Annotated in this window: 18 protein-coding genes and 2 pseudogenes; 9 read left to right on the forward strand and 11 right to left on the reverse strand. The window is 62.0% G+C overall.

Annotation, left to right across the window (positions count from 1 at the left end; genetic code table 11):
• Positions 1 to 154: 154 nt before the first annotated feature.
• Complete coding sequence (puuD, locus tag F3Y30_RS18890) at positions 155 to 1,396, forward strand: urate hydroxylase PuuD (protein ID WP_203424215.1); 1,242 nt, start codon at positions 155 to 157, stop codon at positions 1,394 to 1,396.
• Positions 1,393 to 2,703 carry a guanine deaminase gene (gene guaD / locus F3Y30_RS18895; RefSeq protein ID WP_203424216.1) on the forward strand — a complete coding sequence of 437 codons (1,311 nt, stop codon included), beginning with the start codon at positions 1,393 to 1,395 and terminating at the stop codon, positions 2,701 to 2,703. The genes puuD and guaD overlap by 4 nt, the downstream gene beginning before the upstream one ends.
• An 84-nt stretch (positions 2,704 to 2,787) precedes the next feature.
• Here guaD and F3Y30_RS18900 read toward each other — a convergent pair whose 3' ends face one another.
• The 6 genes and pseudogenes from F3Y30_RS18900 to F3Y30_RS18925 form a co-directional block, all read right to left on the reverse strand.
• Entirely contained in the window at positions 2,788 to 4,797 is a 2,010-nt protein-coding gene (locus F3Y30_RS18900) for a cadherin domain-containing protein (RefSeq protein WP_203424217.1), read from the reverse strand.
• A 342-nt stretch (positions 4,798 to 5,139) separates the two neighbouring features.
• On the reverse strand, positions 5,140 to 5,502 hold the full coding sequence (gene uraH, locus F3Y30_RS18905) for a hydroxyisourate hydrolase (protein ID WP_203424218.1): 363 nt from the start codon (positions 5,500 to 5,502) through the stop codon (positions 5,140 to 5,142).
• On the reverse strand, positions 5,499 to 6,032 hold the full coding sequence (locus F3Y30_RS18910; RefSeq protein ID WP_203424219.1) for an ureidoglycolate lyase: 534 nt from the start codon (positions 6,030 to 6,032) through the stop codon (positions 5,499 to 5,501). The genes uraH and F3Y30_RS18910 overlap by 4 nt, the downstream gene beginning before the upstream one ends.
• Positions 6,025 to 6,531: a 2-oxo-4-hydroxy-4-carboxy-5-ureidoimidazoline decarboxylase gene (uraD, locus tag F3Y30_RS18915; protein ID WP_203424220.1), complete on the reverse strand. Its 507-nt coding sequence runs from the start codon at positions 6,529 to 6,531 to the stop codon at positions 6,025 to 6,027. The genes F3Y30_RS18910 and uraD overlap by 8 nt, the downstream gene beginning before the upstream one ends.
• Positions 6,528 to 7,455: pseudogene (gene puuE / locus F3Y30_RS18920) on the reverse strand (allantoinase PuuE). The gene uraD and the pseudogene puuE overlap by 4 nt, the downstream one beginning before the upstream one ends.
• 103 nt (positions 7,456 to 7,558) lie before the next feature.
• Entirely contained in the window at positions 7,559 to 8,266 is a 708-nt protein-coding gene (locus tag F3Y30_RS18925) for a DUF1045 domain-containing protein (protein WP_203424221.1), read from the reverse strand.
• A gap of 195 nt (positions 8,267 to 8,461) precedes the next feature.
• Here F3Y30_RS18925 and F3Y30_RS18930 point away from each other — a divergent pair, with 195 nt between their 5' ends.
• Positions 8,462 to 8,836, forward strand: coding sequence for a PRC-barrel domain-containing protein (locus F3Y30_RS18930; protein ID WP_203424222.1), 375 nt, complete (start codon positions 8,462 to 8,464; stop codon positions 8,834 to 8,836).
• 1 nt (position 8,837) lies between these two features.
• Here the strand turns inward: F3Y30_RS18930 and F3Y30_RS18935 are convergent, their stop codons facing one another.
• The gene (locus F3Y30_RS18935; RefSeq protein WP_203424223.1) at positions 8,838 to 10,031 is read right to left on the reverse strand and encodes an FAD-dependent oxidoreductase; all 1,194 of its coding nucleotides are present in this window, start codon (positions 10,029 to 10,031) and stop codon (positions 8,838 to 8,840) included.
• Here F3Y30_RS18935 and mnmD point away from each other — a divergent pair.
• On the forward strand, positions 10,030 to 10,758 hold the full coding sequence (gene mnmD, locus F3Y30_RS18940; protein WP_203424224.1) for a tRNA (5-methylaminomethyl-2-thiouridine)(34)-methyltransferase MnmD: 729 nt from the start codon (positions 10,030 to 10,032) through the stop codon (positions 10,756 to 10,758). The two genes, F3Y30_RS18935 and mnmD, sit on opposite strands and share 2 nt — an antisense overlap.
• A gap of 12 nt (positions 10,759 to 10,770) precedes the next feature.
• On the opposite strand, the gene F3Y30_RS18945 is transcribed toward mnmD, so the two are convergent.
• A complete protein-coding gene (locus F3Y30_RS18945; RefSeq protein WP_203424225.1) occupies positions 10,771 to 14,544 on the reverse strand; it encodes a PAS-domain containing protein in 3,774 nt (1,257 codons plus the stop codon).
• A 227-nt stretch (positions 14,545 to 14,771) separates the two neighbouring features.
• On the opposite strand from F3Y30_RS18945, the pseudogene F3Y30_RS18950 reads away from it, so the two are divergent.
• Positions 14,772 to 16,348 (forward strand): annotated as a pseudogene (locus tag F3Y30_RS18950) (trimethylamine methyltransferase family protein).
• A 196-nt stretch (positions 16,349 to 16,544) separates the two neighbouring features.
• Here F3Y30_RS18950 and F3Y30_RS18955 read toward each other — a convergent pair.
• A complete protein-coding gene (locus F3Y30_RS18955) occupies positions 16,545 to 16,991 on the reverse strand; it encodes a host attachment protein (protein ID WP_203424226.1) in 447 nt (148 codons plus the stop codon).
• A 425-nt stretch (positions 16,992 to 17,416) separates the two neighbouring features.
• On the opposite strand from F3Y30_RS18955, the gene F3Y30_RS18960 reads away from it, so the two are divergent.
• Complete coding sequence (locus F3Y30_RS18960) at positions 17,417 to 18,928, forward strand: DEAD/DEAH box helicase (protein ID WP_203424227.1); 1,512 nt, start codon at positions 17,417 to 17,419, stop codon at positions 18,926 to 18,928.
• 174 nt (positions 18,929 to 19,102) lie between these two features.
• On the opposite strand, the gene F3Y30_RS18965 is transcribed toward F3Y30_RS18960, so the two are convergent.
• Entirely contained in the window at positions 19,103 to 19,993 is an 891-nt protein-coding gene (locus F3Y30_RS18965) for a DMT family transporter (protein WP_203424228.1), read from the reverse strand.
• 330 nt (positions 19,994 to 20,323) lie between these two features.
• Here F3Y30_RS18965 and F3Y30_RS18970 point away from each other — a divergent pair, with 330 nt between their 5' ends.
• Genes F3Y30_RS18970 through F3Y30_RS18980 form a run of 3 tightly spaced genes read left to right on the forward strand, consistent with a single transcriptional unit; the run spans position 20,324 to position 23,546 of the window.
• Positions 20,324 to 21,748 (forward strand): circularly permuted type 2 ATP-grasp protein, encoded by a 1,425-nt coding sequence (locus F3Y30_RS18970; protein WP_203424229.1) that lies wholly within the window; start codon positions 20,324 to 20,326, stop codon positions 21,746 to 21,748.
• 6 nt (positions 21,749 to 21,754) lie between these two features.
• On the forward strand, positions 21,755 to 22,696 hold the full coding sequence (locus tag F3Y30_RS18975) for an alpha-E domain-containing protein (RefSeq protein WP_203424230.1): 942 nt from the start codon (positions 21,755 to 21,757) through the stop codon (positions 22,694 to 22,696).
• A 28-nt stretch (positions 22,697 to 22,724) separates the two neighbouring features.
• Positions 22,725 to 23,546 (forward strand): transglutaminase family protein, encoded by an 822-nt coding sequence (locus tag F3Y30_RS18980; RefSeq protein WP_203424231.1) that lies wholly within the window; start codon positions 22,725 to 22,727, stop codon positions 23,544 to 23,546.
• A gap of 338 nt (positions 23,547 to 23,884) precedes the next feature.
• Here the strand turns inward: F3Y30_RS18980 and araD are convergent, their stop codons facing one another.
• Positions 23,885 to 25,624 carry an L-arabinonate dehydratase gene (araD, locus tag F3Y30_RS18985; protein ID WP_203424232.1) on the reverse strand — a complete coding sequence of 580 codons (1,740 nt, stop codon included), beginning with the start codon at positions 25,622 to 25,624 and terminating at the stop codon, positions 23,885 to 23,887.
• Between the last annotated feature and the right edge of the window lie 19 nt (positions 25,625 to 25,643).

Consider the following 25,643-nt stretch of genomic DNA (forward strand, 5'->3'; position numbering starts at 1 on the left):
CGGCCCCGGCTGCGACGGGCGGATTGCCCGCAGTCACCAGCATCCCCTTACCGATTCAAAGCTGGGCAATCGCGATCGGGGAATGCAATCTACCCTTTCCTCGCCTTCGAAATTCTCGCAATGTGCGATGTGGGGGGATAGAAAGGGGAACTGAATGTACGAATACGCCATCGCCTGGGAGTGGATCTCCTTCGCGGTCCGCTGGCTCCACGTCATCACCGCCATCGCCTGGATCGGATCGTCCTTCTACTTCATCGCGCTCGACCTCGGGCTCGTGAAGCGCGACCACCTGCCCGTAGGCGCCTACGGCGAGGAGTGGCAGGTGCATGGCGGCGGCTTCTATCACATTCAGAAGTACCTGGTCGCACCCGCCTCGATGCCGGAACATCTCACCTGGTTCAAGTGGGAGTCCTACGCCACATGGATGTCCGGCTTCGCCATGCTCTGTCTCGTCTATTACGGCGGTGCGGACCTGTTTCTGATCGACCGGCAGGTGCTCGACGTGTCGGCGACGACCGCGATCCTGATTTCGCTCGGCTCCCTCGGTCTCGGCTGGATCCTCTACGACCTTCTGTGCAAGTCACCGATCGGCAAGAATACCTGGGGGCTGATGCTGCTCCTCTATATCGTGCTTGTGGCCATGGCCTGGGGCTATACGCAGGTCTTCACCGGCCGCGCCGCCTTCCTGCATCTTGGCGCCTTCACGGCGACGATCATGTCCGCCAATGTCTTCTTCATCATCATTCCCAACCAGAAGATCGTCGTCGCAGACCTGATCGCAGGGCGCACGCCCGACCCGAAATACGGGGTAATCGCCAAGCAGCGCTCGCTCCACAACAACTACCTGACGCTGCCAGTCATCTTCTTCATGCTGTCGAACCACTATCCGCTGGCTTTTGCGACGGCCTTCAACTGGGTCATTGCAGCGCTGGTGTTCCTGATGGGCGTCACCATCCGCCACTGGTTCAACACCACCCACGCCCGCAAGGGCCGCCCTACCTGGACGTGGCTTGCCACTGCCATCCTCTTCGTGATCATCATGTGGCTGTCGACGGCGCCCAAGGTGCTGACAGGCGAAAATGCCGATGCCGCGATCGCGCCGGTCTTCCAGAAGTTTGCAGAGAATGCGCATTTCCCCGCGGTAAGGGACCTTGTCGCAAGCCGCTGCTCGATGTGCCACGCTGCGGAACCCGTCTGGGAAGGCCTGCGTGCGGCGCCGAAAGACGTCGTGTTCGAGAACGATGCGGAGATTGCCGCCCACGCCCGGGAGATCTATATCCAGGCAGGGCGCAGCCACGCGATGCCGCCCGGCAACGTCACCGACATGACGCCGGAGGAACGCAGGCTGCTCGTCGCCTGGTTCGAAAGCGCGGTAACAGGAACGACATCCCGATGACAACCAGACTTCTGCGCGCGCGCCTCCTCAGTTTCCTCCGCCGACCGGACAGCGTCGACGATCGCGGCAGCTACCGATACGAGGAGGACGGCGGCCTGCTTATCGAAGACGGCAAGATCGCCGCGGCCGGAAGTTATGCCAATGTCGCAGCCCTGGCCCCGGCCGATGTCGAAACGGTGGACCATCGCCCCTTCCTGATCCTGCCCGGTCTTATCGACACGCACCTCCATTTCCCGCAGATGCAGGTCGTCGGCTCCTACGCCGCCAACCTGCTCGAGTGGCTGAACACCTACACCTTTCCGGAGGAGTGCCGGTTCGTGGAGCGGGCGCATTCCGAGCGTATCGCGACCCACTTCTACGACGAAATGATCCGCCACGGCACCACGACTGCGGTCGCCTACTGTTCCGTCCACAAGGCCTCGGCCGACGCCTACTTCGCCGAAGCGCTGAAGCGCGGCATGTGCATGGTCGGCGGCAAGGTGATGATGGATCGCAACGCTCCGCAGGGTCTGCTCGACACCGCGCAGATGGGCTACGACGAGACCCGGGCAGTCATCGAGGAGTGGCACGGCAAGGGCCGCAACCATGTGGCGATCACGCCGCGCTTCGCCATCACCTCGACGCCGGCGCAGATGGAGGCAACGGCGACGCTCGCCCGCGAATTCCCGGATCTGCACATCCAGACGCATCTCTCGGAAAACCACGACGAAATCAGCTTTACGCTCGATCTCTATCCCGAAGCGGTGGACTACACGGATGTCTATGCCCGCTACGGGCTCCTCGGGCGCAAGAGCCTGTTCGGACACTGCATTCATCTTTCGGACCGCGAAGCCGATGCCATGAGCGAAACCGGGGCCGTCGCTGTCCACTGCCCGACATCCAACCTCTTCCTGGGCTCGGGACTGTTCCCCTTGAAAGCGCTGGCACGGCGCGAGAAGGGTGTGCGCATGGGTGTCGCGACCGACGTTGGCGGCGGAACGAGCTATTCGATGCTGAAGACAATGGACGAAGCCTACAAGATCCAGCAGCTGCTGGGTGAGCGGCTCAATCCCTTCGAAAGTTTCTACCACATGACACTCGGCAATGCCGAGGCGCTTTCACTCGCCCACTGCATCGGCACGCTCGAACCCGGAACCGATGCGGATCTCGTGGTTCTCGACGCCTCCGCGACGCCCGCGATGGCGCTGAAGATGGAAGTCGTGCGTTCGTTGACGGAGGAGCTGTTTCTCCTCCAGACGATGGGGGACGATCGTGCAATCCACGAGACTTATGTGGCAGGCGCGCCGATGAAGAGCGCTCTGACCTGATAGTGACCATTCCTATTTGAACAGGAAAATGAGAAGGGCCGCGCCGTCTTCCGACGGCGCGGCCCTTTCTCGTAAGCTGCGAGATTAGAACAGGAAGTAGCTTTCGCGAACGTTCACCGCTCCGGCAAGCGCGATGGCGAAGTCCGCCAGACCGTCTCCATCCGTGTCACCGCTAATCAGCGTATTGCCGAGAGCCTTCGTGACACGAAGCTCACCGGCCTCGCCGGAGAACGCGTTCTTCCCGATGTAGGTAAAGTCCTGCATCCCACGCTCGACGCTGTTCGCATCGAAATCCGAAAGATCGATGCGATCGCCCTCTTTTCCGTTGAAATCGAAGATCGTGTCCCTGCCAGCACCATTCACGCGGGATTCGCTCGCCGCCAGGAACACGAAGGTATCCGCACCGGCGCCACCATAGAGCTTGTCGGCTCCCTTGCCGCCGTAGAGCTCGTCGTTCCCGGCGCCGCCCTTCAGCACGTCCTTGCCGTTTCCGCCCTCGAGCACGTCGTTTCCAGCGCCGCCGAGAAGCGTGTCGTTGCCGGCCCCGCCAAAGAGCATATCGTCCCCGTTTCCGCCATCCAGATAGTCTTTACCTAGACCTCCGAACAGCTGGTCATCGCCAGCGTAGCCATAGAGCTTGTCGTTTCCGGCATAACCGGAGATCTTATCGGCGCCACTGTCACCCTTCAGGATATCGGCCTTGCTGGAACCCGCGACGATATCGAGAACGTCGGTGACACCGATCTTGACCGAGGTGGAGCTCGACAGGCCGTCTGCGTCCTTCGCGACGATCTTGATGGTCTGGGACGTGCTGTCCTCGTAGTTCAGCTCCTTTGCGAGGATGAGCTTGTTGCCCTTGATCTCGAAGAAACCGCCAGGATTGGACGACAGGCTGTAGCTGATCGCATCGCCATCCGGATCCGTCGCGCTGAGGACGGCGACGGTCGATCCGACCTTGGCATCTTCTGCAACGGAGTTCTTCGACAAGGTGATGTCGGTTGGCGCTTCGTTGACGTCGGTGACTCCGATCGCGAAGGTCTTGGTCTGCGAGTTTATACCGTCGCTGACCTTGATCGTGACGTCGTAGGAAGCGGAAGCCTCATGATCGAGCACACCGTTGACGACGAGTTGCGTGACGCCGTTCTTCGTTACGAGCGCAAACCGACCGCCCGCATTGTTCGTAAGGGTGTAGGTCAGGGTATCGCCGTTCGGATCGACCGCGGAAACGGTCGCGACAACCGTACCCTTCGCAGAATTTTCAGCCACCTTGCTCTTGGAAATGGAGAGGTTGGAAGGGGTTTCGGCGATGTTGAGGCTGCCGTCGTTGAAGGTGATGGATTCGATGTTGGTGAGCGTCGCGGTCCAGGTTCCGTTTCCGACCGAGAACGTTCCATTGCCGTTGTTGGTCACCGTGAAGGCGGAAAGGTTTCCGCTTACTACGAAGGTGTCGTTTCCGTCTCCGCCGTCGATGGTGTCGTTACCGCCGTTGCCCTCGATGAGGTCGTCAAAGATCGTACCGGTATAGTTGTCGTTGCCAGTGGTGCCGAGGAAGTGCTGGGCGGAAAGCCCGAGCAAGGCGTAGAGCGCATCTACCGATGCGGTGCTGGTGCCAGCGCCCGTAAGTGCATCGTAAAGCGCGTGGACGAGGTTACCCGTGCCGTCGGCGATGTTGTACGTGGTTGCCGAACCCGCGGCGGCATAGAGGTCGAGACCGGAGATGACCAATCCGGGGATGACACCTGTCAGTTCCGAACGGGTCGTTGACGTTTCGGTGTAGGTCGTGCCCGAGTCATAGGAGCCGAACGTCAGCGTATCGACCGAGCCGGTGATCGAATGAACGCCGTTTCCGTAGTGGATGAAGTTGTAGGCGAGATCGGCACCTTCTACGACAACCTGATTGCTCGTGGTTCCGTACGTCATGCCGATTTGCGAACCGTTCATGAAATAGGGACGACCATAGAAGGTATCCACGGTACCGCCATAGAACTTGTAGGAAGATGCCCCGGCGGAAGCGAAATAGTCGTAAAGAAACTGATTGAAATCGATCGAAGAAAACGCTGAAGCATCGATCGTGATCATCGTGGTGGTCGCCATAATCTGTTCCCTAAACACTGAGAAGGTTGAGAAACTCTACCTTCTCCCCCATTGGACTAGTCGGCCGGCCCGTAATTGCAGGCCGGAGGCGGCCCGCCGACACCAGAATGAAGCTCACGGCAAATCGCCCCGAATCGTCATGAGACGATCAGGTGACCGGCGCACGCACGTCTGGCGAGAAGACCAACCCTATGAGGGCGTTTTATGAAACATGACTCTATGAGTCAACATAAATAAGTATACTATTTGCGGAAAGTTTACCTAACGGAAGTTCTACAACTTCCTCACGCTCCATCATCCCGGAAGAGAGCGCGATTTCCGAGCGTACCGATAGGGGTCGCCTCAGCTTCCCCGGTAGGTCGAATAGCCATAGGCCGATAGCAACAGAGGCACGTGGTAGTGGCTGGAGGGATCGGCGACGCCGAAGCGAAGCGGGATGAGGTCCAGGAACGCAGGTTCCGGCACATCCGAGCCGGTCCGGCGGAGATAATCACCGGCGTGAAATACCAGTTCGTACACGCCCGCCATGAAGCCGACGCCCTCCACCAGCGGCGCATCGACACGGCCATCCGCATTGGTTTTCACCGTTGTGATCCGCTGGCGGTCGCCGTTCTCCAGCCAGAACAGCTCGATCGTCAAACCCTCCGCCGGCTTGCCGAGTGACGTATCGAGAACGTGGGTGGTGAGGCGTCCCGCCTTGGTCATGAAGTTGCTCCCGGATGCTCGATAACGAAGGGCCTGTCGTAGAAGAACTCCTCAAGGTTTGCGCTGGAGCTGCTTCGATCGACGACGAGAAAGTCGCTGGCGGCACCGAGAGCCATCAGCGGGTGATGCCAGACATTGCGGCGATAGTTGACGCCCTGCCGGCCGGTGGCGAGAAACACCTGCGGCACTCCCGGCCGCCCGTTCTCATCTTCCGAGACGACTACTAGCCAGGGCCGGTTGTCGATCGGCGAAAAGCTCTGGCTGCCCAGCGGATGGCGTTCCATCATGTCGACCGTATAGGGAAAAGCGCGCGGGCTGCCACGGAAGATGTTGATGATCACCCGTGCATCCGCCCCCGCCACTTCTGCCTCGGCCAGTGCATGATAGCGCTCCGTCGTGCCGCCGTTGATGTGGCGCATGGTCGACGGGTCCGCCTCGATGACCGTTCCGAACGGGGCGAACGCTTCCCTGGTCAAAGGGCGGATGGACAATGCAATCGGCGGGAGGCCGCTCGTGCCGCGGTCAGGCATCTCCGCCTCCGGGAAGCAAGGCGGTCAGCCGCAGCAACGCGATCTTCTCGACCTGCGCCTTTGCCGTCTCGAACTCCTGATCGCGGCCATTGCCGATCCGCGCTTCGAAGGCCGAAAGAATGTCATCCTTCGTCAGCCCTTTTACGGCAATGATGAAGGGAAAGCCGAACTGTCCAACATAGGCGCTGTTGAGTTCGGTGAAGCGTGCGTGCTCCGCCTTGCTCAGCCGATCGAGCCCAGCGCCCGCCTGTTCGTTGCGGCTGTCCTCCGTCAGTTCGCCGGCGATCGCGAGCTTGCCCGCGAGGTCCGGATGCGCGCGAAGGACGCCAAGCTGCTCGTCTCGTGAGGCGGCACGGAACTGCGCCGAGAGCGCCTTGTGGATTGCACCCGACGTGAAGGGTTCTGCCGGTGCGCCCGCGTCGAATGCGCGCTCGGCGATCCAGGGCGAATGTTCGAAAACGCCTCCAAAGCGGTCGATGAACTGCTTGCGCGTCGTCATTCGTTGGTGCTCTCAGGCTTGTGATGCGCATGCCAATGGCGCGCGATGTCTATGCGGCGAGGAACCCAGACCTTCTCGTGACCGAGCACATAATCGACGAACCGCGCAAGGGAGGCAGCCCGCCCGGGCCGTCCCACAAGGCGGCAATGCAGACCGACGTTCAGCATCTTCGGGCTGCCCTCCCTGCCCTCTTCATAGAGCACGTCGAAGGCGTCCTTGAGATAGGTGAAGAACTGGTCGCCCGAGTTGAAACCCTGCGGCGTCGCAAAGCGCATGTCGTTCGTCTCGAGCGTATAGGGGATGATGAGGAAGGGCTCCTTGTCCAGTCCCGGAACCCAGTAAGGGAGATCGTCGGCATAGGAATCCGACGAGTAGACGAAGCCCCCTTCCTCCATCACCAGACGCAACGTATTCTGAGAGGGCTTTCCCTGGTACATGCCGAGGGGTGAGACCCGGTCAGTTCCTTGTGAAGCCGCACCGCCTCTTGAATATGCCAGCGTTCGACGTCCTCCGGAAAGTCCTTGTACTCGAGCCAACGGTAGCCGTGGCTCGCGATTTCCCAGTCTGCCTCCTTCATCGCCGTAACGGCTTCCGGGTTGCGGGCCATCGCAAGCGTCACGCCATAGACGGTCACAGGCACATTGCGGCTGGTGAAAAGCCGCCACAGCCGCCAGAAGCCGGCGCGCGACCCGTATTCGTAGATGGATTCCATGTTGAGATTGCGCTGGCCCGCCCAGGGCTGTGCGCCGACGATCTCCGACAGGAGGCATTCGGATGCCGGATCTCCGTCCAGAACGCAGCTCTCGCCCCCTCCTCGTAGTTCACCACGAACTGCACCGCGATCCGCGCATCGCCCGGCCAACGCACCTCAGGGGGAGTCCGTCCGTAGCCAACGAGTTCGCGCGGATAAGTCTTGTCTGCCATCTGTCTGCCCTTGCCGGTTTCGCCGAACGGTATCATCCGCGATCGGAATGTCGAGGCGAAATTGCTGGCATCCAAAGGACACTGGAACGGGGGCCGAAGCGTCTCAGGCGATCCGCCGGCTGTCGACGCGGCCGATCGGATGGAGCGAGTGGACCCGGAAAGGCGAGCCTGTCTCCTCCTCTACGAAGAGGGCAATGCTCGACACCTCGAGCGGCAGGCACGCCGCGGCGGCGAACTGTTCGCGCAACGCCTGCACGACACGGGCCCCGTCGCTCGGACCGACCGTTCCGGTGAGGCTCATTTGGAAGCGATACTCGTCCATCACGTGCGGATCACCCCAGCGGTGGAGGTTGGCGAACTGCGGGGCCGTGAGGCTGTCGGGATCGCGCCGCTCGATTTCCGCCTCGCTGAGAGGCGCGCGAAAGGCATCGAAAGTCTGCACCACCTTTGCCGCCAGCAGGCTCATCGAGGAATCAGGCAGCGCTGGCGCCAGTCCATAGCTGTCGCCGCAGCGGACGATCTCCATCGGCGCCAGATGAAACGGCTCCATGGCACCTGCAAACAGCATGAGCTCCTTGAGCAGCATTGCTTCGGTCATTCCCTCCGCGAGACGAAAGGGCGCCTTGAGGCTGGCATGGAAACCGTAGCGGCGCGGAAGCGCCGTATAGTAGGCCAGCTCCTGGACGGTGAGCCCACGCAGGGGCGGCGCGTCCACCAGCTCGCCGGAAAAGGCGTTGCGCCCAAGCCACGCCGCCGCGGCCACCGACAAAGGATGGTGCACGGGCGGCGTGAAGTATATCGCGTATCGCATGGGTTATCCTCGTCCCCGGATCGTATTCTTCGCATTGGGGAGAAGGGCTAGGTGATTTGCATGACAGCTTCACGAAGCGCCCATCACCAATTCTGCTGATCGGGAGAACGGGAGTGCCTGTCGTTTCACTGCAATTGCGGGGAACAATTGCCGGATCCCCCCGTTCTACTTCAGCAAAACAAGAAGGAGACACTCATGACCATGCAGGACGCGAGCATCAGGGAAACATCGGAGCTCATTGCGAGTGACAAGGTCGAGGGTACGAGCGTCTACGGCGCAGACGGCAGGCACATAGGTTCGGTCGAACGCCTCATCCTCGACAAGCGGAGCGGCCACGTCTCTTACGCCGTCCTGAGCTTCGGCGGCTTCCTTGGGATTGGGCACGATCACTATCCGTTGCCCTGGGGCAAACTCAACTACGATGAGAGCCTCGGAGGCTATCGTATCGACGTTACCAAGGAGCAGGTTGAAAACGCACCGCACTACGAGAGCGAAGCGGAGTACGAGTGGGACCGCAAGAATGGCAAGGTCATCCACGACTACTACGGCGTGCCGCCCTATTGGATGTAATTCATCTTTTCTCCGGCGCGCGGCTTGCAGCCTTGAGGTGTGAGCCAACCGCGAACGACGGCGGCAGCCCCTCGGGGCTGCCGTTCTCGATTCCGGCAATGACCGCCCGTGCAAGCTCGTGGGCGATGCCGAAGCTGATCTTGAAGCCCCCGGTGAGCAGACTGACATTGTGCAGGTCCGGATGCCTTCCAGCCATCGGATCGCGGCCGATCGCCTTTGGTCGCAGGCCGGCCCATCTTTCGACCACCTCGGCCTTTTCCAGCAGCGGTGCCACCCGCCGAGCCTCATCGATCAAACCTTCCAGCTGGCCGTCCGTGCCTGCCGGATCGGTATACGTGTTCTCGCTCGTGCTGCCGACTGCCACATGACCGTCTTCGTGCGGCACAATATAGAGGCCATCGAAGAAGATCACCGGCATCGACGGGTCGACGGCCGCCTTAAAGAGCGCTGCCTGCCCCTTCACGCCCACACCCAAGGGCCTAGGCAGGGGCGGAGCCATCGACCGTAATAGATCGAAACTCGAAGTGCCCGCAGCAAGGACAAGATGACCGAAGCGCCTGCTGGTACCGTCTTCAAGGACGGCGGTGCCACCGGGCGAATCCACCCGGGCGACGCCCGTGTTCTCTCGGATGGCGACGTTCGGCATCATCTCCAGCGCGGCGCGAAGCAGGGCGAGAAGTCTTCTCGGCGCAACGCGAGCGGCGAGCTCGTCATGCACCAGCCCGCAAGCCGCGACCTCCTCCGCCGGCCAACCGGGCATCGGCACCTGCTCGAGAACGTTGAAGCCGAATGTTGCCGATCCCTGGGCCCAGCTGTCGCCGGCATCGCGGCTATGGCCGAGCGCAAGATCTCTGAGGTGTGGCTTGGGAAGGGGAATCAGCCGCCCCGACCGACGGTAACCGGCCGAAAGACCGGTCTCACGTTCGAGGTGGGCAATCTCCCGCGGCAGCGACACGAGGGCGTCGAACTGGAACTGCTTCTTCTCGTTCCATCGGTCCGGGAGGTGCGACATGAGCGCGCCCAGCACTCCGCCGCTCGCGCCGGAACCGATCGTCGCCCTGTCTACGATCTCGACGGAAAGCCCTCTCCGCGCTGCCATGACGGCGGCCCACAACCCCATGACGCCGCCGCCGACGACCAGCACGTCCGGCGCCTGTTGACCCGGAGCCTTCGTGCGACTATCGGCATTGGTCATGGCTGAGCACGATCTCCTCAATACGGCCGCGCCGAGCGGGCAGACCCTCGAATGGCACGAGGGCGATATGCCCTATTCACGAGAATTTGGCGATCACTTTTATTGCCGCACCGATGGACGCCGGGAATGCGACCATGTCTTCCTCGGCGGCAATGGCTTACCAGCGCGCTGGTGTCGCCCCTCGCTCTTCACCATCGGCGAGCTTGGCTTCGGCACAGGACTGAACTTCTGCGAGACATGGCGACAGTGGCGCGCGACACGTGTACCTGGCGGGATGCTGCGCTTCGTTTCCTTCGAGCGATACCCGATGTCGAACACCGAAATCGACCGGGCGCTTTCGCGGTGGCCGGAAATCGATGCGGAGCGTGCGGCATTGACCGGTCAGTGGCCCGCCGATCCCACGGGCGAGGTCAACCTTGCGCTCGACGAGCAAACCGTCCTTACAGTCGTATGTGGTCCGGCGCTGGAAAACCTGCGGCTGAGCGACCTCGTGTTCGACGCCTGGTATCTGGATGGTTTTGCGCCATCGAGAAACCCCGACATGTGGTCCGACGAACTGATGGGCGAGGTCTTCGGCCACACCGCCCAAGGCGGAAGCTTCGCAACCTATGCCGCGGCCGGTTTCGTTCGCCGCAACCTTTCGACGGCGGGTTTCGCCGTGGAGCGGCGCAAGGGTTTTGCGGGCAAGCGTGAAATGCTCTGCGGGCTCAAGGCGGTGGCGCCCTGATATCGCTGGACCTCAGTGAAGCGTCGCGACCTTGTCGGCTTCCAATCTGACGGGATCCAGCCAGCGCCGGATCTTCTGCTCGAGCCGCTCCATGCTGATCGGCTTGGCGAGATAGTCGTCCATTCCGGCAGCCGCGCATTCTTCGCGATCGCCGTCGAGCACATGCGCGGTGACCGCCACGATCGGAACATGGTGGCCGGTCGTTGCCTCCAGCGCGCGAATTTCTCGGCTCGCCTGGTGGCCGTTCATCACCGGCATGGACACGTCCATCAGGATCATGCCCGGCTTCAGGCTCTGATAGGCCTCCACGGCCTCGCGCCCATTCGCCACGATATGGAAACTCAGGCCGGCTTCCTCGAGAAGTTGCGTGAAGAGGATCTGGTTGACCTCGTTGTCCTCGGCCACGAGGACGTCCACGCCAGCGCGGGCTCCATTGCGCAGCGTGATCACTTCGGCGGTCGCGGCGGGTGAGGACGCTGCCACGGCACCCGACGGCGATGGCGCGGATACGATGGCCGTCCTGTTGCGACCGGCACGAATGACTTCACAGACCGTCTCGCGCAAGAGATCCGTCCGGACCGGCTTCATCAGGTGGGCCTGGATATCGAGAAGGTCAAACAGCTTGTCATCCGAGGGAATGTTCATCGAGGTGAGAGCGATGATCGACACCTCCGCGCATGCTTCCTGTTCGCGGATCGCGTTGACGATCGAGGCACTTCCTGCACCAGCCTGGAAATCCAGGATGACGGCATCCACGGTGACGCCCATCTCCCTCGCCGTCGTCAGCAGGGCGATACCCTCCTCGCCCGTGGCCACGGCTGTCGCATCGAATCCGAGTTCCGAGAGCAGGCGATGGGTCGAATCGCGCGTCATCTCGTGCTGGTCGATGACGAGGACACGCGCACCGGCGATGCCGGCCGGCAATCCGCCGGGTCGGGGTGAAGCCTGCGCAACTCCCATCGGAAGCGAGACGGTAAAGACGGACCTCTTTCCGACCTCGCTTTCGACTTCGAGCGTGCCGCCGAAGAGACGGACAAGCCCGTTGGTGATCGCAAGGCCAAGGCCGGTTCCCTCATGGCGTCGCGTCGAGGAGGAATCGACCTGCGAAAACTTGTCGAAGATGGATGCGAGCTTGTCGGCCGGAATGCCGGCACCGCTGTCTTCGACCCTGATGGTGGCGATGACGCCGCTCCCCTCGTCGTCGGTCGTCGCACTCATGTCGATCAGCACGTGTCCGCGGTCGGTGAACTTGACGGCATTGCCGACGAGGTTGGTGACAATCTGACGGAACCGCCCGGCATCCCCGATAACGCTTGCCGCCATCTCGGCCGCTCCGCGCACCACTAGCTCGATATCCTTTTCCGCCGCTTTCGCAGAGAGAAGCGAGGCGACGTCCTCTACGGCCTCCACGACGTTGAACGGCACCTTGCGGAGCGCCATCTGCCCGGCATCCAGCTTCGAGAAGTCGAGGATGTCGTTGATGATCGTGAGAAGCGCATTGCCGGATTTCACGATGATGTCGATGAATGTCTTCTGGCGCGTGTCGAGATCCGACTTCGCGAGCAGCTCCGCCATCCCCAGCACGCCGTTCATCGGCGTGCGAATTTCGTGGCTCATGTTGGCCAGGAATTCCGACTTCGCCTTGTCGGCGTTCTCCGCGCGCACGACGAGCTGCTGAAGCTGCTCCTCGCGGATCTTGAGTTCAGTGATATCGGAGACCACGAGAACGAGGCGGCCATCGCCGGTTGGCGTGGCATCGAGCTGTAGCCAGCGATTGTCTCGGGTATTGAGCACCATGGAGACGTGGCGATCGGGCCGGATCACGGACGGGAAATCCCGCGCCTCGATCCTTTCGTCGCCGATCAGGCCGACGAGTTCGCGTGCCTCGCATTCGCGGAAGATGTCGTCGAAGTCCGCGCCGGGGCGCAGGAGATGGTCGGAGAAGTCGACCATCGCATGGAGAGCCTCGTTGGCGAGCACAACGCGGCCGGAATCCACGATCAGGAGGCCCTGGCCTATCGACGACAGCGCATCTTCCATCAGATTGCCGACATTCTCGAGCGCACTGCGCGTCTCGAGCACCTCGCGTTCGCGTTCCCGGCGCTCGGTTATGTCGATGTAGGTCAGAAGGCATCGGCCGTTGGAAATGGGCTGACCGGCCTCGATCAGCGTGCGGCCGTTGAGATATGCAACTTCGCGCCTGGCGAAGTTGCCAGAACGGATGGTTTGCAGGCGACGCTGCGCGTCTTCCGTAGGCTCGCCGGGCGACGGCGCTATGGCGGCGTGCTGCTGCTGGTAGCTGAGGAGGACGTCGAAATGCTCACCCTTGATTGCGGGTAGTTCATCGTTCCACAGTCCCTCGAACGCGCCGTTGACCAGCTCAATCGTATCGTTCTCGTCCACCACCAGAACGCCGACATGGAGAGACTCCACGATGTTCTCGAGATCGGACTTGATCACCTCGGCATGCTGTTGCGCCTCGATCAGCTGGTGCTCGCGCTTCTTGAGGACCGAGGTATTGGTGACGGAACCGATCAGGTAGTTCTTGTCATCGATGGTGGTGACCCGGCAAAGCCGGGCGATCGCCGGCACGGTGCTGCCATCTCCGCGGGCGAATTCGATTTCGGACTCGAGCAGGTCTCCTGTGTCGAAAACGGCCTGGCTCTCGCGATAGACGATCTCGCCCCGATCCGGGTACATCTCGATGGCCGTCTTCCCGAGGATCTCCTCGGCGGACTTGCCGGACAGGTCGAGGAACGCGCGGTTGGCGAAGATCAGGCGCTGCTGGTCGTCCCGTACGAAGCTCGCGACCGGCAGCTCGTCGAGCAGCGCCCGATAGAGGCTGATATCCTGGGAGAGCTGCTGCAGGCGGCCTTCCGTCTCCTTGGCCACCGTGACATCGAACCTGAGTGCGACAAGCGTACCGTCGGGTCGGCGTTGCGTGACGAGACGCATCCAGCCACCGGGGGAACGGTTGACCGTTTCGAAAAGGGGCAGATCGTACTTCGCCATCCTGGACGAAATCCAGGCGGACCTTGCCTCCTCGGACACGGGGCCAGCCGACAGTTCGAGATCACAAAGCGCCGTCGCAATGGTCGAAAGGTCGAGCGGGCCATCGACGGCATCGCCGACCAGCACGCGGTAGAATTCCCGCATGCTCCGGTTGGCATAGGCAAGCCGGTTGTCCACCGTGAACACGGCAACCCCTGCCCCCATCACGTCGAGGGCCGCGTGAATGCCGGTTTGCGAGCAAGCCTCCTGCTGCACCGACGGGTCGCTCTCGGGAGGTACGTCACCCCCGCTTTGATCCTGCTGTGCGAAAAGGTCGATCGGTTCCCTCAGCCCGGACGCCACCGGACGGACATGCGCCGAACGTGTCGAAACGGCCCGGCTGTCGTTTGCGGCAAGACCGAGCGCGCTGCCAAGCGCGGCCTCGGACGGGGTAAAGATGCCCACGAGGATCGAAAAGTCCTCGGAAAGGCGTTCTCTTCGCATGGAGATAACGTAGCTTCCGCCGCCGAACGGATGGAAGTAGCGCGCGGTTTCCTCTGAACCGAAAATCAGGCAGCGCCGCTCATGCTCCTCGCGCTCCTCGTGACCCGTCGTCTCGCCGATATCGTCCCCGCGGCTGCCTACGATTTCCGACGCATCCAGGTTGAAGAGGCTGGCATAAGCCGCATTGACCGCGAGAAAGCGCATCTCGCTGCTCTTGATGTAGGCCGGATGTCCATGCTGCCAGATCTGCTCGCAGGCGCTCACCAGCAATTCGTCTTGGATATCAGCCACAAAAAGGTCTTCCGCAAGCAAATGGATTACGGGGGATTGGTACCACGCTGGATTGAACAGATGGTTAAGGGATTCTTGCCGTAACTGGAGGAAGTCCCTCTGGGAGGAGCCCCGAACGCAGATCGTGCGGCCTTCCTCGCTAAGACACCATGCTGTCGCAAATGACCGCGTGGAGCGCGCCGCAGTATGTCACAACAGGCACGTGATAACTCAATTCGGACAGGATCATGGGCGACATTGTCAAACTTGAACGCCGAGCCGAACCTCCTCCGGCGAAAGCTGTGTCAGGCCGCGGACGGGCCGCGACGACGGAGCGTAAAACGCCGGTGGCGTCGCGCTACCTCAATCTCGTCAATGAGAGTGCGAGATGGCCTCTCTTGTCCGACGACGCCCTGGAAGCGGTGCACCAGGCGTCGCTGACCATCCTTGAAGAAATCGGTATGGACATCATCCTTCCCGAGGCCCGCGAACGCATGAAGGCGGCAGGGGCAGAGGTGACCCCTGGCACCGACCGGGTCCGGTTCGACAGGGGTCTGATCCTGGAGATGCTCGCCAGCGTACCAGCCCGCTTCACGATGCATGCCCGCAACCCCGTGCGCAATGTCGACATCGGCGGCAACAGCCTGGTCTTCGCCCAGGTGGGGTCCGCCCCTTCGCGTCCGATCGCGACAACGGACGCCGGGCGGGAAACCAGCGGGATTTCCGCAAGCTCGTCAAGCTCGCGCAATGCTACGACGTCATCCACACCACCGGCGGCTATCCGGTCGAACCGGTGGACCTCGATGCTTCGACGCGCCACCTCGACTGCCTGTCCGACCTCGTGAGGCTGACCGACAAGGTCTTCCAGGTGCCGTCGCTCGGACGGCAGCATAACCTCGACGGCATCGAGATGGCGCGCATAGCCCGCGGCGTCTCGATGGAACAGATGGAGACGGAACCGTCGCTCTTCACGATCGTCAACACGTCGTCGCCGCTGAGGATTGACGGGCCGATGCTGGAGGGGATCATCGAGATGTCCTCTCGAAACCAGGTCGTCGTCGTCACGCCCTTCACGCTGGCGGGCGCAACCGCGCCGGTGACGATCGCGGGGGCGCTTGCCCAGCAGAACGCCGAGGCGCTCGCCGGTATTGCGTTTACGCAGATGGTGCGCCGCGGTTCTCCGGTGATGTATGGCGGCTTCACGACGAACATCGATATGAAGACCGGTGCCCCGGCCTATGGCACTCCGGAATACATGAAGTCCGTGATCGCGGGTGGGCAGCTTGCCCGCAAGTACGGCATTCCGTACCGCACGTCGAACTCCAGCGCGTCGAACACCCTCGACGCCCAGGCGGCGTACGAGGCGGGGTTCTCGTTGTGGGCGCTCGTCCAGGGCGGGGGCAACTTCGTCATGCACGCGGCCGGATGGAGCGAAGGCGGCCTCACCGCCTCCTTCGAGAAGTTCATCCTCGACGTCGAGATGTTGCAGATGGTCGCGGAATTCCTGAGACCCCTTGAGGTCGGCACGGATACGCTGGGACTCGACGTCATGCGCGAAGTCGGGCCCGGAGGGCACTTCTTCGGAATGCCGCATACGCTCGCAAGGCAACAGACCGCTTTCCACGCGCCCATGCTCTCCGACTGGCGGAGCTTCGAAAGCTGGACCGAAGCAGGCAGCCCGACGACCCACGATCACGCCAACCGGGTCTACAAGGAAAAGCTGCGCAGCTATGAGCAACCGCATCTCGAACTGGCGATCAAGGAAGAACTGGAGGCCTTCGTCGCCAGACGAAAGGAAGAAGGCGGCGTCACGGCAGACTTTTGAGACACACATCCGGAAAAGTGCCGCCCCTCGCCCCGGGGGCGACACTTCAAGACGTCGGCGCGTTCGGACTGCCTTCGTCCACGCTGGAGAAATGAATAGCAGTAGTCGCCGCTTCAGCGAATGCCGAAGGCGACTTCTCCATGGTTCCGTCCGTTCTTCGCCCTCTCACCTCAGTGGGCTGACGAGCGGGCGACGGCTACTCGAACATGATCGACCGTACCGAGGAAACCAGTTTGTCTGTCGGGAGGTTGGTGAAGTCCTTGTCGATCTCCGCGGTTGTCTTCTCTCGCGATTTGCTTCCGAGCATGGCGCGCAGATCGCCGAGCGTCTGCGGCGCGGCGCAGACGATCAGGCGGTCGAACGCCCCCTCATGCGCATAGTCCTCCAGGCGGCCCGCCACTTCCGCCGTAAAACGCTGCTGCTCGTCGCGCACCGGGTCGCTGCTGTACTCCATCGCCGAGCCCCCAGGCCCATGCGATGAATAGCTGCGCCCCGGCTTGTCCGACATGATGTCCTTCGCCCGTTTCGGCTCGCTGCGGAAGATCTCCTGCTCCGGGCTCTTCTGCCCGTTCTTCAGAAAATTCACTCCCTTGAGCAGGCGTGCCTGGTTACCGTCGGCGGCGAGGATCCAAGTGTTTGTCATCGTATTGCGCTCCTTGGCGGATCCTTGCCGCGACACCCGTTGCCGCGGCCTTTTCTTGCGAGGTCAGTGCGACGACCCGCCCGGGCCCAACGCAAGGCCCCCGCATTGGTTCCTACCTCGATCGGAACACGGAGGTTCATGCTGCGCTGCGAAACTATTGCTTGACTTTCAGGTACAAAAACACGACATGGGGCCTGCGTCACCTTCCGGCCGCCGCGTGAGCGAGCCCTGCGACAGTCCCAATTGGATCGCGGAAGAAGGCTGAGCGCAAGTAAATAGTTCCGCACGATCGCGGATGACTGCGCCAGACGCCTCTATCAACCTACAAGTTCCCAAATCACGCGGGGTTCTTGACGCCAAACGAAACCGGAACGGCATGGTGCCGTTGCGGGTAACGTGTTTGGCGCCCCGAAAGGCATATTGACTTGACCACTTTTCACGACCTCGGCCTGTCGAAGAATATTCTTGCAGCGCTTGCAGCGCTCGGCTTCGACAAGCCGACGCCGATCCAGGAAAAGGCCATTCCGCTGGTCCTGGCAGGCAACGATCTGATCGGCCTCGCCCAGACGGGTACCGGCAAGACGGCCGCCTTCGGCCTTCCGATGATCGAGCGGCTGCTCGCCGACACCCGGCGCCCTGACCCGCGCAACATCCGCGCCCTGGTACTCGCCCCGACCCGCGAACTGGTGAACCAGATCGCCGACAACCTGCGCGACTTCGTCAAGAAGACGCCGCTGCGCGTCGTCACCGTCGTCGGCGGTGCCTCCATCAACAAGCAGTCGCAGATGCTGGAGCGCGGCACCGACATCCTCGTTGCCACCCCCGGCCGCCTGCTCGACCTTGTCTCCCGGAAATCGGTGACGCTGACGCAAGCCCGCTATCTCGTGCTCGACGAAGCCGACCAGATGCTGGACCTCGGCTTCATCCATGACCTCCGCAAGATTTCGAAGCTCGTGCCGAAGAACCGCCAGACCCTGCTGTTCTCCGCCACCATGCCGAAGCTGATCGCCGAACTTGCCGGTGAATACCTCACCAACCCCATGAAGGTCGAGGTTACGCCTCCCGGCAAGGCTGCCGACAAGGTCGAGCAGTATGTCCACTTCGTGCCCGGAAAGGACCAGAAGACCCAGATCCTCAAGCAGTCCCTGAACGACAATCCGGATGGTCTGTCGCTCATCTTTTCGCGCACGAAGCATGGCGCCGAAAAGCTGATGAAGCATCTGGATCACATCGGCTTCAAGGCCGCCTCGATCCACGGCAACAAGAGCCAGGGCCAGCGCGAGCGCGCCCTCAAGGCATTCCGTGATGGCGAAATCCGCGTTCTCGTCGCAACCGACGTTGCGGCCCGCGGCATCGACATTCCGGGCGTCACCCACGTCTACAACTACGACCTCCCCGAGGTACCGGACGCCTACGTCCACCGCATCGGCCGCACCGCCCGCAACGGACGCGATGGCATTGCGATCGCCTTCTGCGCGCCTGACGACATTCGCCTGCTGCGCGACATCGAGAAGCTGATGGGCATCAACATCGCAGTGGCGAGCGGCGAGCCTCCGGTCTCCGTCCCGGGTCCCGGCGGCAAGTCCCGCAAGGGTCGCGGCGGCAATGGCGGCGGACGCAACGGCGGCCAGCACCGCCAGCCCCGGCCGCAGGGCCAGGGTGCACGCGGCCTGCATGGCCAGCGGCAGTCGGAACACGGCGGCGAGGGGCAGATCGTCGATCGCGGCTTCAGTGACCGCCCGCAGCGCCAGGAACGCCGTGCCGAAGCCGGAGCCCACGAAGGGACCGGCAACGGCAACAGGCACGCACCCGGCCGCCCTGCCCAGAAGCAGGGCGATCCGCGCAATCGCAACCATGCCGGCGGCCGTCCGCAGAACAAGGGCGGCAACCGCGGCCAGACGCGCAAGCCGAACGGGCAGCGTCGCGAACAGGCCTGAAACATGCTCCCCGGAAAAGCTTGGCGGTTCCGGGAGATAGCATGCTGGCAAGGCAATGAGCCAGAGCGTGAATGGCAAATCCGAAGGATTGCGGTACGCCTTGGACCTTGACGAGAGAGAATTCGGAAACGGCGGGCTTCGGTCCGCCGTTTTCATGTCTGCCGGATCTCGCCGCTACTCGGCCGGGACGGACTGCGTATCGCGCCGATTGGCGAGATAGACGCCGGCAGCGACGATGGCTGTCCCAACGATCATCGTCGGGGTCAGTTGCTCCCCGAAAACGACCGCGGCCTGAAGCGCGGCGAGCGGCGGCACGAGGTAGATCAGGGACGCGGCACGCGCCACCTGCCCGCGCCTGAGCAGATAGAGCAGCAGCAGGATTGCGCTCATCGAAATTCCGAGTACCGACCAAACCATCAGGGCCACGAAGCCGAGCGAAATTTCGACGCGCATGGTCTCCAGCATTGCCGCAAGCGGCAGCGTGACGAGAAGCGCACCGAGATATTGCAGCGTTGCGATCGCCCGGATATCGCCCGTGTGCAGGTGCTGCTTCTGGTAAATCGTACCGTAGGTGACCGACACCATCCCGAGGATGTTGATGATGAGGGCTGCAGTCGGAATCGCCGCGGCGCCGACGCCCATCAATTTCGGCAGGATTGCGATCGCCACGCCGAGAAAGCCGAGGCAAAGGCCGGTCTTCTGCATCGCACTCAACCGCTCCCCGATGAAGAAGGGAGCAGCGAGCGCCGTCATCAGGGGCTGCAGCGCCGCGATGATGCTCGACAGCGCGGCAGGTACGCCCTCTCCGATCGCCCACCAGACCGCGCCGAGGTAAAAGCCGTGCAGGAACATCCCGGACACGACCGCATGCAGCACGGTCTTGCGATCCGTGGGCCATTCGACATTGGAGTAGAGACAGAGGAGCAGGAAACAGATGGCTGCGAGCGCGTAGCGCAGCGTCAGGAAGGTAAGCGGCTCCGATACGATCCCCCCGAACTTCGCCGCGACCCACCCGGTAGACCACAGGAGAACGAAGACGGCCGGAGCCATGCGATAGAGACTCATGCAAACTCCGGTGGCGGGAAGCTGGATCAAACGGTGGGCCTGAAGCGTTAAGCCCGGCCACCTGGATCGTCAAAGCAAAAATCCTGATGCTATTGTTCAAGGGGACGCGAAATACCGCACGAGAATGCGGCGATTGCCTATTCCTTGATCAATTTCATCCTTCGACGCCCGGGCTGGAACCGCTTTCCGGCCGGCAAGCGCGGCGGTTTCGCCGATGCTTGCCGCTCCCGAGTATCGGCAAAACCGTTGGAATGCAGTGCAATATTTCTTCCTCGTAAATTGAGCATGGTTCTTGCATTGCCCAAGGCATTGTACTCAAATGGCATAAAAATGGGGAATAAGCCGTTGGCATTTGACGAAATGATGAATACGGGCGAAGACCCGCGCCAACCCTATGAAAACTATCACGATTGGTATTCCAACCAGGACCGGGCCCGCCTGATCGCAAAATCCAGGGATGCAGAAAATCTCTTCCGCAAGACGGGCATCACCTTTGCTGTCTACGGGCATGCGGATTCGTCGGAAAAGCTCATTCCCTTCGACATCATACCCCGCATCATATCCGGCCGCGAATGGCGAAAGCTGGCCCAGGGCATCGAGCAGCGCGTGATCGCGCTCAACTCGTTTCTCGATGACATCTATCACAAGCAGGAGATCATCAAGGCGGGCAGGATCCCCCGCGAACTGATCGAGCGTAACGAGGCTTTCCTGCCGCAGATGATCGGTTTCAAGCCGCCGGGCGGGGTTTACACGCACATCGTCGGCACTGACATTGTGCGCACCGGCGAGGATCAGTTCTACGTGCTGGAAGACAATGCCCGCACGCCGTCCGGGGTCAGCTACATGCTGGAAAACCGCGAGACGATGATGCAGATGTTTCCGGAACTGTTCCAGCGCAACAAGGTGCGCCCCGTCGAAAACTACCCGAACCTGCTGCGCCAGAGCCTTGCTTCGCTTGCACCGCCTGGCTGTTCGGGCCGGCCGCGCGTCGCCGTCCTCACGCCGGGCATCTTCAATTCGGCCTTCTACGAGCACGCATTCCTCGCCGACATGATGGGCGTCGAGCTGGTCGAGGGATCCGATCTGCGGGTGATTGACGGCAAGGTCAAGATGCGCACGACGCGCGGTTACGAGGCCATCGACGTTCTCTACCGCCGCGTCGACGACGACTTTCTCGACCCCCTCACCTTCCGTCCGGATTCGGCGCTCGGCGTTCCCGGTATCATGGACGTCTATCGCGCCGGAAACATCACGATCGCCAATGCCCCCGGCACCGGAATTTCCGACGACAAGGCCATCTATTCCTACATGCCGGAGATCGTCGAGTTCTATACCGGCCGCAAGCCGCTCCTGGAAAACGTTCCCACCTGGCGATGCTCGGAACCGGACAGCCTGAAGTATGTGCTCGAGCATCTGCACGAGCTGGTAGTCAAGGAAGTCCACGGCTCCGGCGGCTACGGAATGCTCGTCGGTCCGACCGCTACGAAGAAGGAGCGGATCGCGTTCGCGGAAAAACTGAAGAGCCGGCCGGCCAACTATATCGCCCAGCCAACGCTCTCGCTTTCCACCGTGCCCATCCTCGTCAACAAGGGGATAGCCCCGAGACACGTGGACCTGCGCCCTTACGTGCTGGTCTCCGACAAGGTGCAGATCATTCCGGGCGGGCTGACCCGCGTTGCCCTGAAGGCCGGGTCCCTGGTGGTGAATTCCAGCCAGGGCGGCGGCACCAAGGACACCTGGGTACTGGAGGACTGAAGCGCGATGCTGGGTAGAACTGCAAACGGGCTCTACTGGATGTTCCGGTACATCGAGCGCGGCGAGAATACCGCGCGCCTGATCGACGCGGGCCTTCGCATGTCACTGACGCGCAGCGGCGCGACGGAGGACGACTGGGACGGCGTTCTGCAAAGCGCGGGCGTGCGCGAAGACTATGACCAGGTCCACAACACGCTGACGAGCGCGGATGCGATCGACTATCTGCTGCGCGATCGTGCGAACCCCTCGAGCGTGATGTCCTGCGTGGAAGCCGCCCGCAACAATGCGCGCATGGTGCGAACTGCGCTCACCCGGGAGACCTGGGAGGCCACCAACGAGTGCTGGATCGAACTCAAGCAGATGTTGTCGAAACGGGCCCGCCCCGCCGACATGCCCGAGATCATCGACAGGATCAAGCACCGGGCGGGGCTGATACGTGGCGCCTTCCACGGCACGATGCTCCGCGACGACATCTACAATTTCTCGCGCATCGGCACCTTCATCGAACGTGCTGACAACACCGCGCGGATCCTGGACGTGAAGTACTACGTGCTCCTGCCGGCGATCTCGCAGGTCGGATCGTCCCTCGACAACATGCAGTGGGAATCGATCCTGCGCTCCGTGTCGGCGCACCGGTCCTACGGCTGGGTCTATGACGGCGAATACAAACCCGCCAACATCGCGGACTTCCTGATCCTCAACGGGCGGATGCCCCGTTCGCTGGCCTACAGCTATGACAAGATCGTCGCCAATCTCGGCTATCTTGCGCGGCTCTACGGCGAAACCCATCCCGCCCATGAGACCGCCTCCGCGACGTTGATGCTCCTGCGCAACCGCGCGATAGAGGAAATCATGGAACAGGGGCTGCATGAATTCATCGAGGAGTTCATCATCCACAACAACAGGCTGGGACAGGAAATCTCGGACGGGTACCGCTTCTACCAGTAGCGGATGTAACGATGAGGAACAGCAGACCATGCGTCTGAAAATCAGCCACACGACGGAATATCACTACGCCAGCCCGGTCCAGTATTCCCTTCAGCGCCTGCGTCTGACGCCGAAGAACCAGCCTGGGCAGACTGTCGTCGAATGGAAGACCACGGTTCACGGCGTGCATGTCGAGGCCGACTACGCCGATCACTTCGGAAATCAGGTCCAGCTCGTCAGCACCGATGCCGAACAGCACACGATCCGCATCGTGGCGGAAGGCGAGGTCGAGACTGAGGACCGTGCGGGTGTCTTCGGTCCTCACCAGGGGTTCGTTCCGCTCTGGCTCTATCTGCGCGAAACGCCGCTGACCAAGCCAGCCAAGCCCGTGCGCAATCTCGCCAAGTCCATGGTTGGCGACAACGAACTGGCGCGCATGCACGCGCTGATGGCCGCAATCCACGAGACGATCGAGTACAGGCCGGGCGAAACGGGAACCCATACCACAGCGGAACAGGCACTCCTCGCCAGGAGCGGCGTCTGCCAGGACCATGCGCACGTGATGATTGCTGCCGCACGGGTACTGGGCCTGCCGGCACGCTATGTCTCGGGCTATCTCAGGATGTCCGGCACAGACGACCAGACGGCCAGCCACGCATGGGCCGAAGTCCATATACCCTCGCTCGGCTGGGTCGGCTTCGATCCCGCAAACGACATCTGCCCCAATGAGAACTACGTGCGGCTGGCAACGGGCCTCGACTACCGTGATGCCGCGCCGGTCTCGGGCCTGGTAAACGGGTCGACGACGGAAACGATGAAGGTGAGCATCAAGGTCGAACCGTCCGGGCAAAGCCAGAGCCAAAGCCAGTAATCGTCCGCTCCAGCGTGACGCATCAGCGGCAACGACATAGAGCCCGGGTCCGTACGGACAGATTCCGCCTTTACCACATGCGGCGGCAGTGCACATGCTGCCGTCTCCAGGAGATCCAACGCCTCTCCGGATCCCACGCGGTCGCATCGCCGCCAAGGCCGAGAAAGAAATCCGGACAGGTACCGAAGAAATGAGAAAAGGCAGGGTCTTCACCCTGCCTTTTCATTGATTTGCGGTTTTGAATGCTGCCCGGCTAGAGCTTGTCCGCTTTTCGCCAGACCACGAAAATGCTCCGACTTTCAGTCTTGGCGCAATTCCGGTCTCAAAGCCGCGTTGCTTTAGTGGCTGTCCTTGCCAACCGCGTTGCCGCGACATCCCTTGAGGAAGTCGAGGTCGGCGCCCGTATCAGCCCCTTGGACATGCTGCTGGTGCAGCCAGGCATAGCCGGACTCCGGCAGCTCATGGTTCGGCTTCCATTCGGCCAGACGCCGCGCCAATTCCTCCTCGGAAATGTCGAGGTGCAGACGACGGTTGGGCACGTCCAGCTCGATCATATCACCGTTCTTAACCACTGCGAGCGGTCCGCCAACCGCCGCTTCCGGCGAGGTGTGGAGCACGACGGTGCCGTAGGCGGTACCGGACATGCGGGCATCGGAGATGCGCACCATGTCGGTGATGCCCTTCTTGAGCACCTTCGGGGGAAGACCCATGTTGCCCACCTCGGCCATGCCCGGATAGCCCTTCGGACCACAGTTCTTCATGACCATGACGCAGGTCTCGTCGATGTCGAGGTTGTCGTCGTTGATCTTGGCCTTGTAGTCGTCGATATCCTCGAACACGACCGCGCGACCACGGTGCGTCAGCAGATGCGGAGACGCAGCCGACGGCTTAAGGACTGCGCCCTTCGGCGCGAGGTTGCCGCGCAGAACGACGATGCCGCCCGATTGCGTCAATGCCTTTTCGGCCGGCAGGATGACGTCCTCGTTCCAGTTGACGACGTCCTTGACCTCATCCCACATGGTTTCGCCCGAGACCGTCAGCGCGTCCTTGTGCAGAAGACCCGCTTCGCCGAGGCGCTTCAACACCACCGGCAGGCCGCCGGCATAGAAGAACTCTTCCATCAGGTACTTGCCCGACGGCATCAGGTTGACGATGGTTGGGATGTCGCGGCCGCAGCGATCCCAGTCATCCAGTGTAAGATCGATGCCGACGCGGCCGGCAATCGCGAGCAGGTGTATGACGGCATTGGTCGAACCGCCAATCGCCGCGTTGGTGCGGATGGCGTTCTCGAAGGCGTCCTTGGTCATAATATCGGAGGGCTTCAGGTCGTCCTTGACCATCTGCACGATCCGCCGGCCGGTGAGCTGGGCCATGACCTTGCGGCGGGAATCGACACCCGGGATCGCTGCATTGCCTGACAGCGCCATGCCGAGGGCTTCCGCCATGGAAGCCATGGTCGAGGCGGTGCCCATGGTGTTGCAGGTGCCCGACGAACGGCTCATCGAGGCTTCCGCCTCGAGGAACTCGGCCTGCGTCATCTCGCCGGCCTTCACCATTTCGGAGAACTTCCACAGATGCGTGCCGGAACCGACTCGCTCGCCACGGAAATAGCCGTTCAGCATCGGACCACCGGTGACGACGATCGAAGGCAGGTCGACTGAGGCAGCTGCCATCAGCAGCGATGGCGTGGTCTTGTCGCAGCCGACCATCAGCACGCAGCCGTCCATCGGCTGGCCACGGATGGTTTCCTCAATCGAGAGCGCGGCGAGGTTGCGGTACATCATCGCGGTCGGGCGGAAGGTGTTTTCGGAGGCCGAGAACACCGGCACTTCCATCGGAAAGCCGCCGGCTTCCCAGATGCCAGCCTTCACCTTTTCGGCAAGCTCGCGCAGGTGGCCATTGCACGGCGTCATATCCGACCAGGTGTTGAGAATGCCGATAACCGGGCGTCCGTCGAAAAGGTCGTGCGGATATCCCTGGTTCTTCATCCAGCCACGGTGATAGATCACGTCGCGGCTCGTGCCGCCGTACCATTCCTGCGACCTCAGCCTGCGCGGCCATTCTGCTTTCTTTTTCATTTCCTAACGTCCTTGAAGA

Source organism: Sinorhizobium sp. BG8, from assembly GCF_016864555.1.
Taxonomy (GTDB): Bacteria; Pseudomonadota; Alphaproteobacteria; order Rhizobiales; family Rhizobiaceae; genus BG8.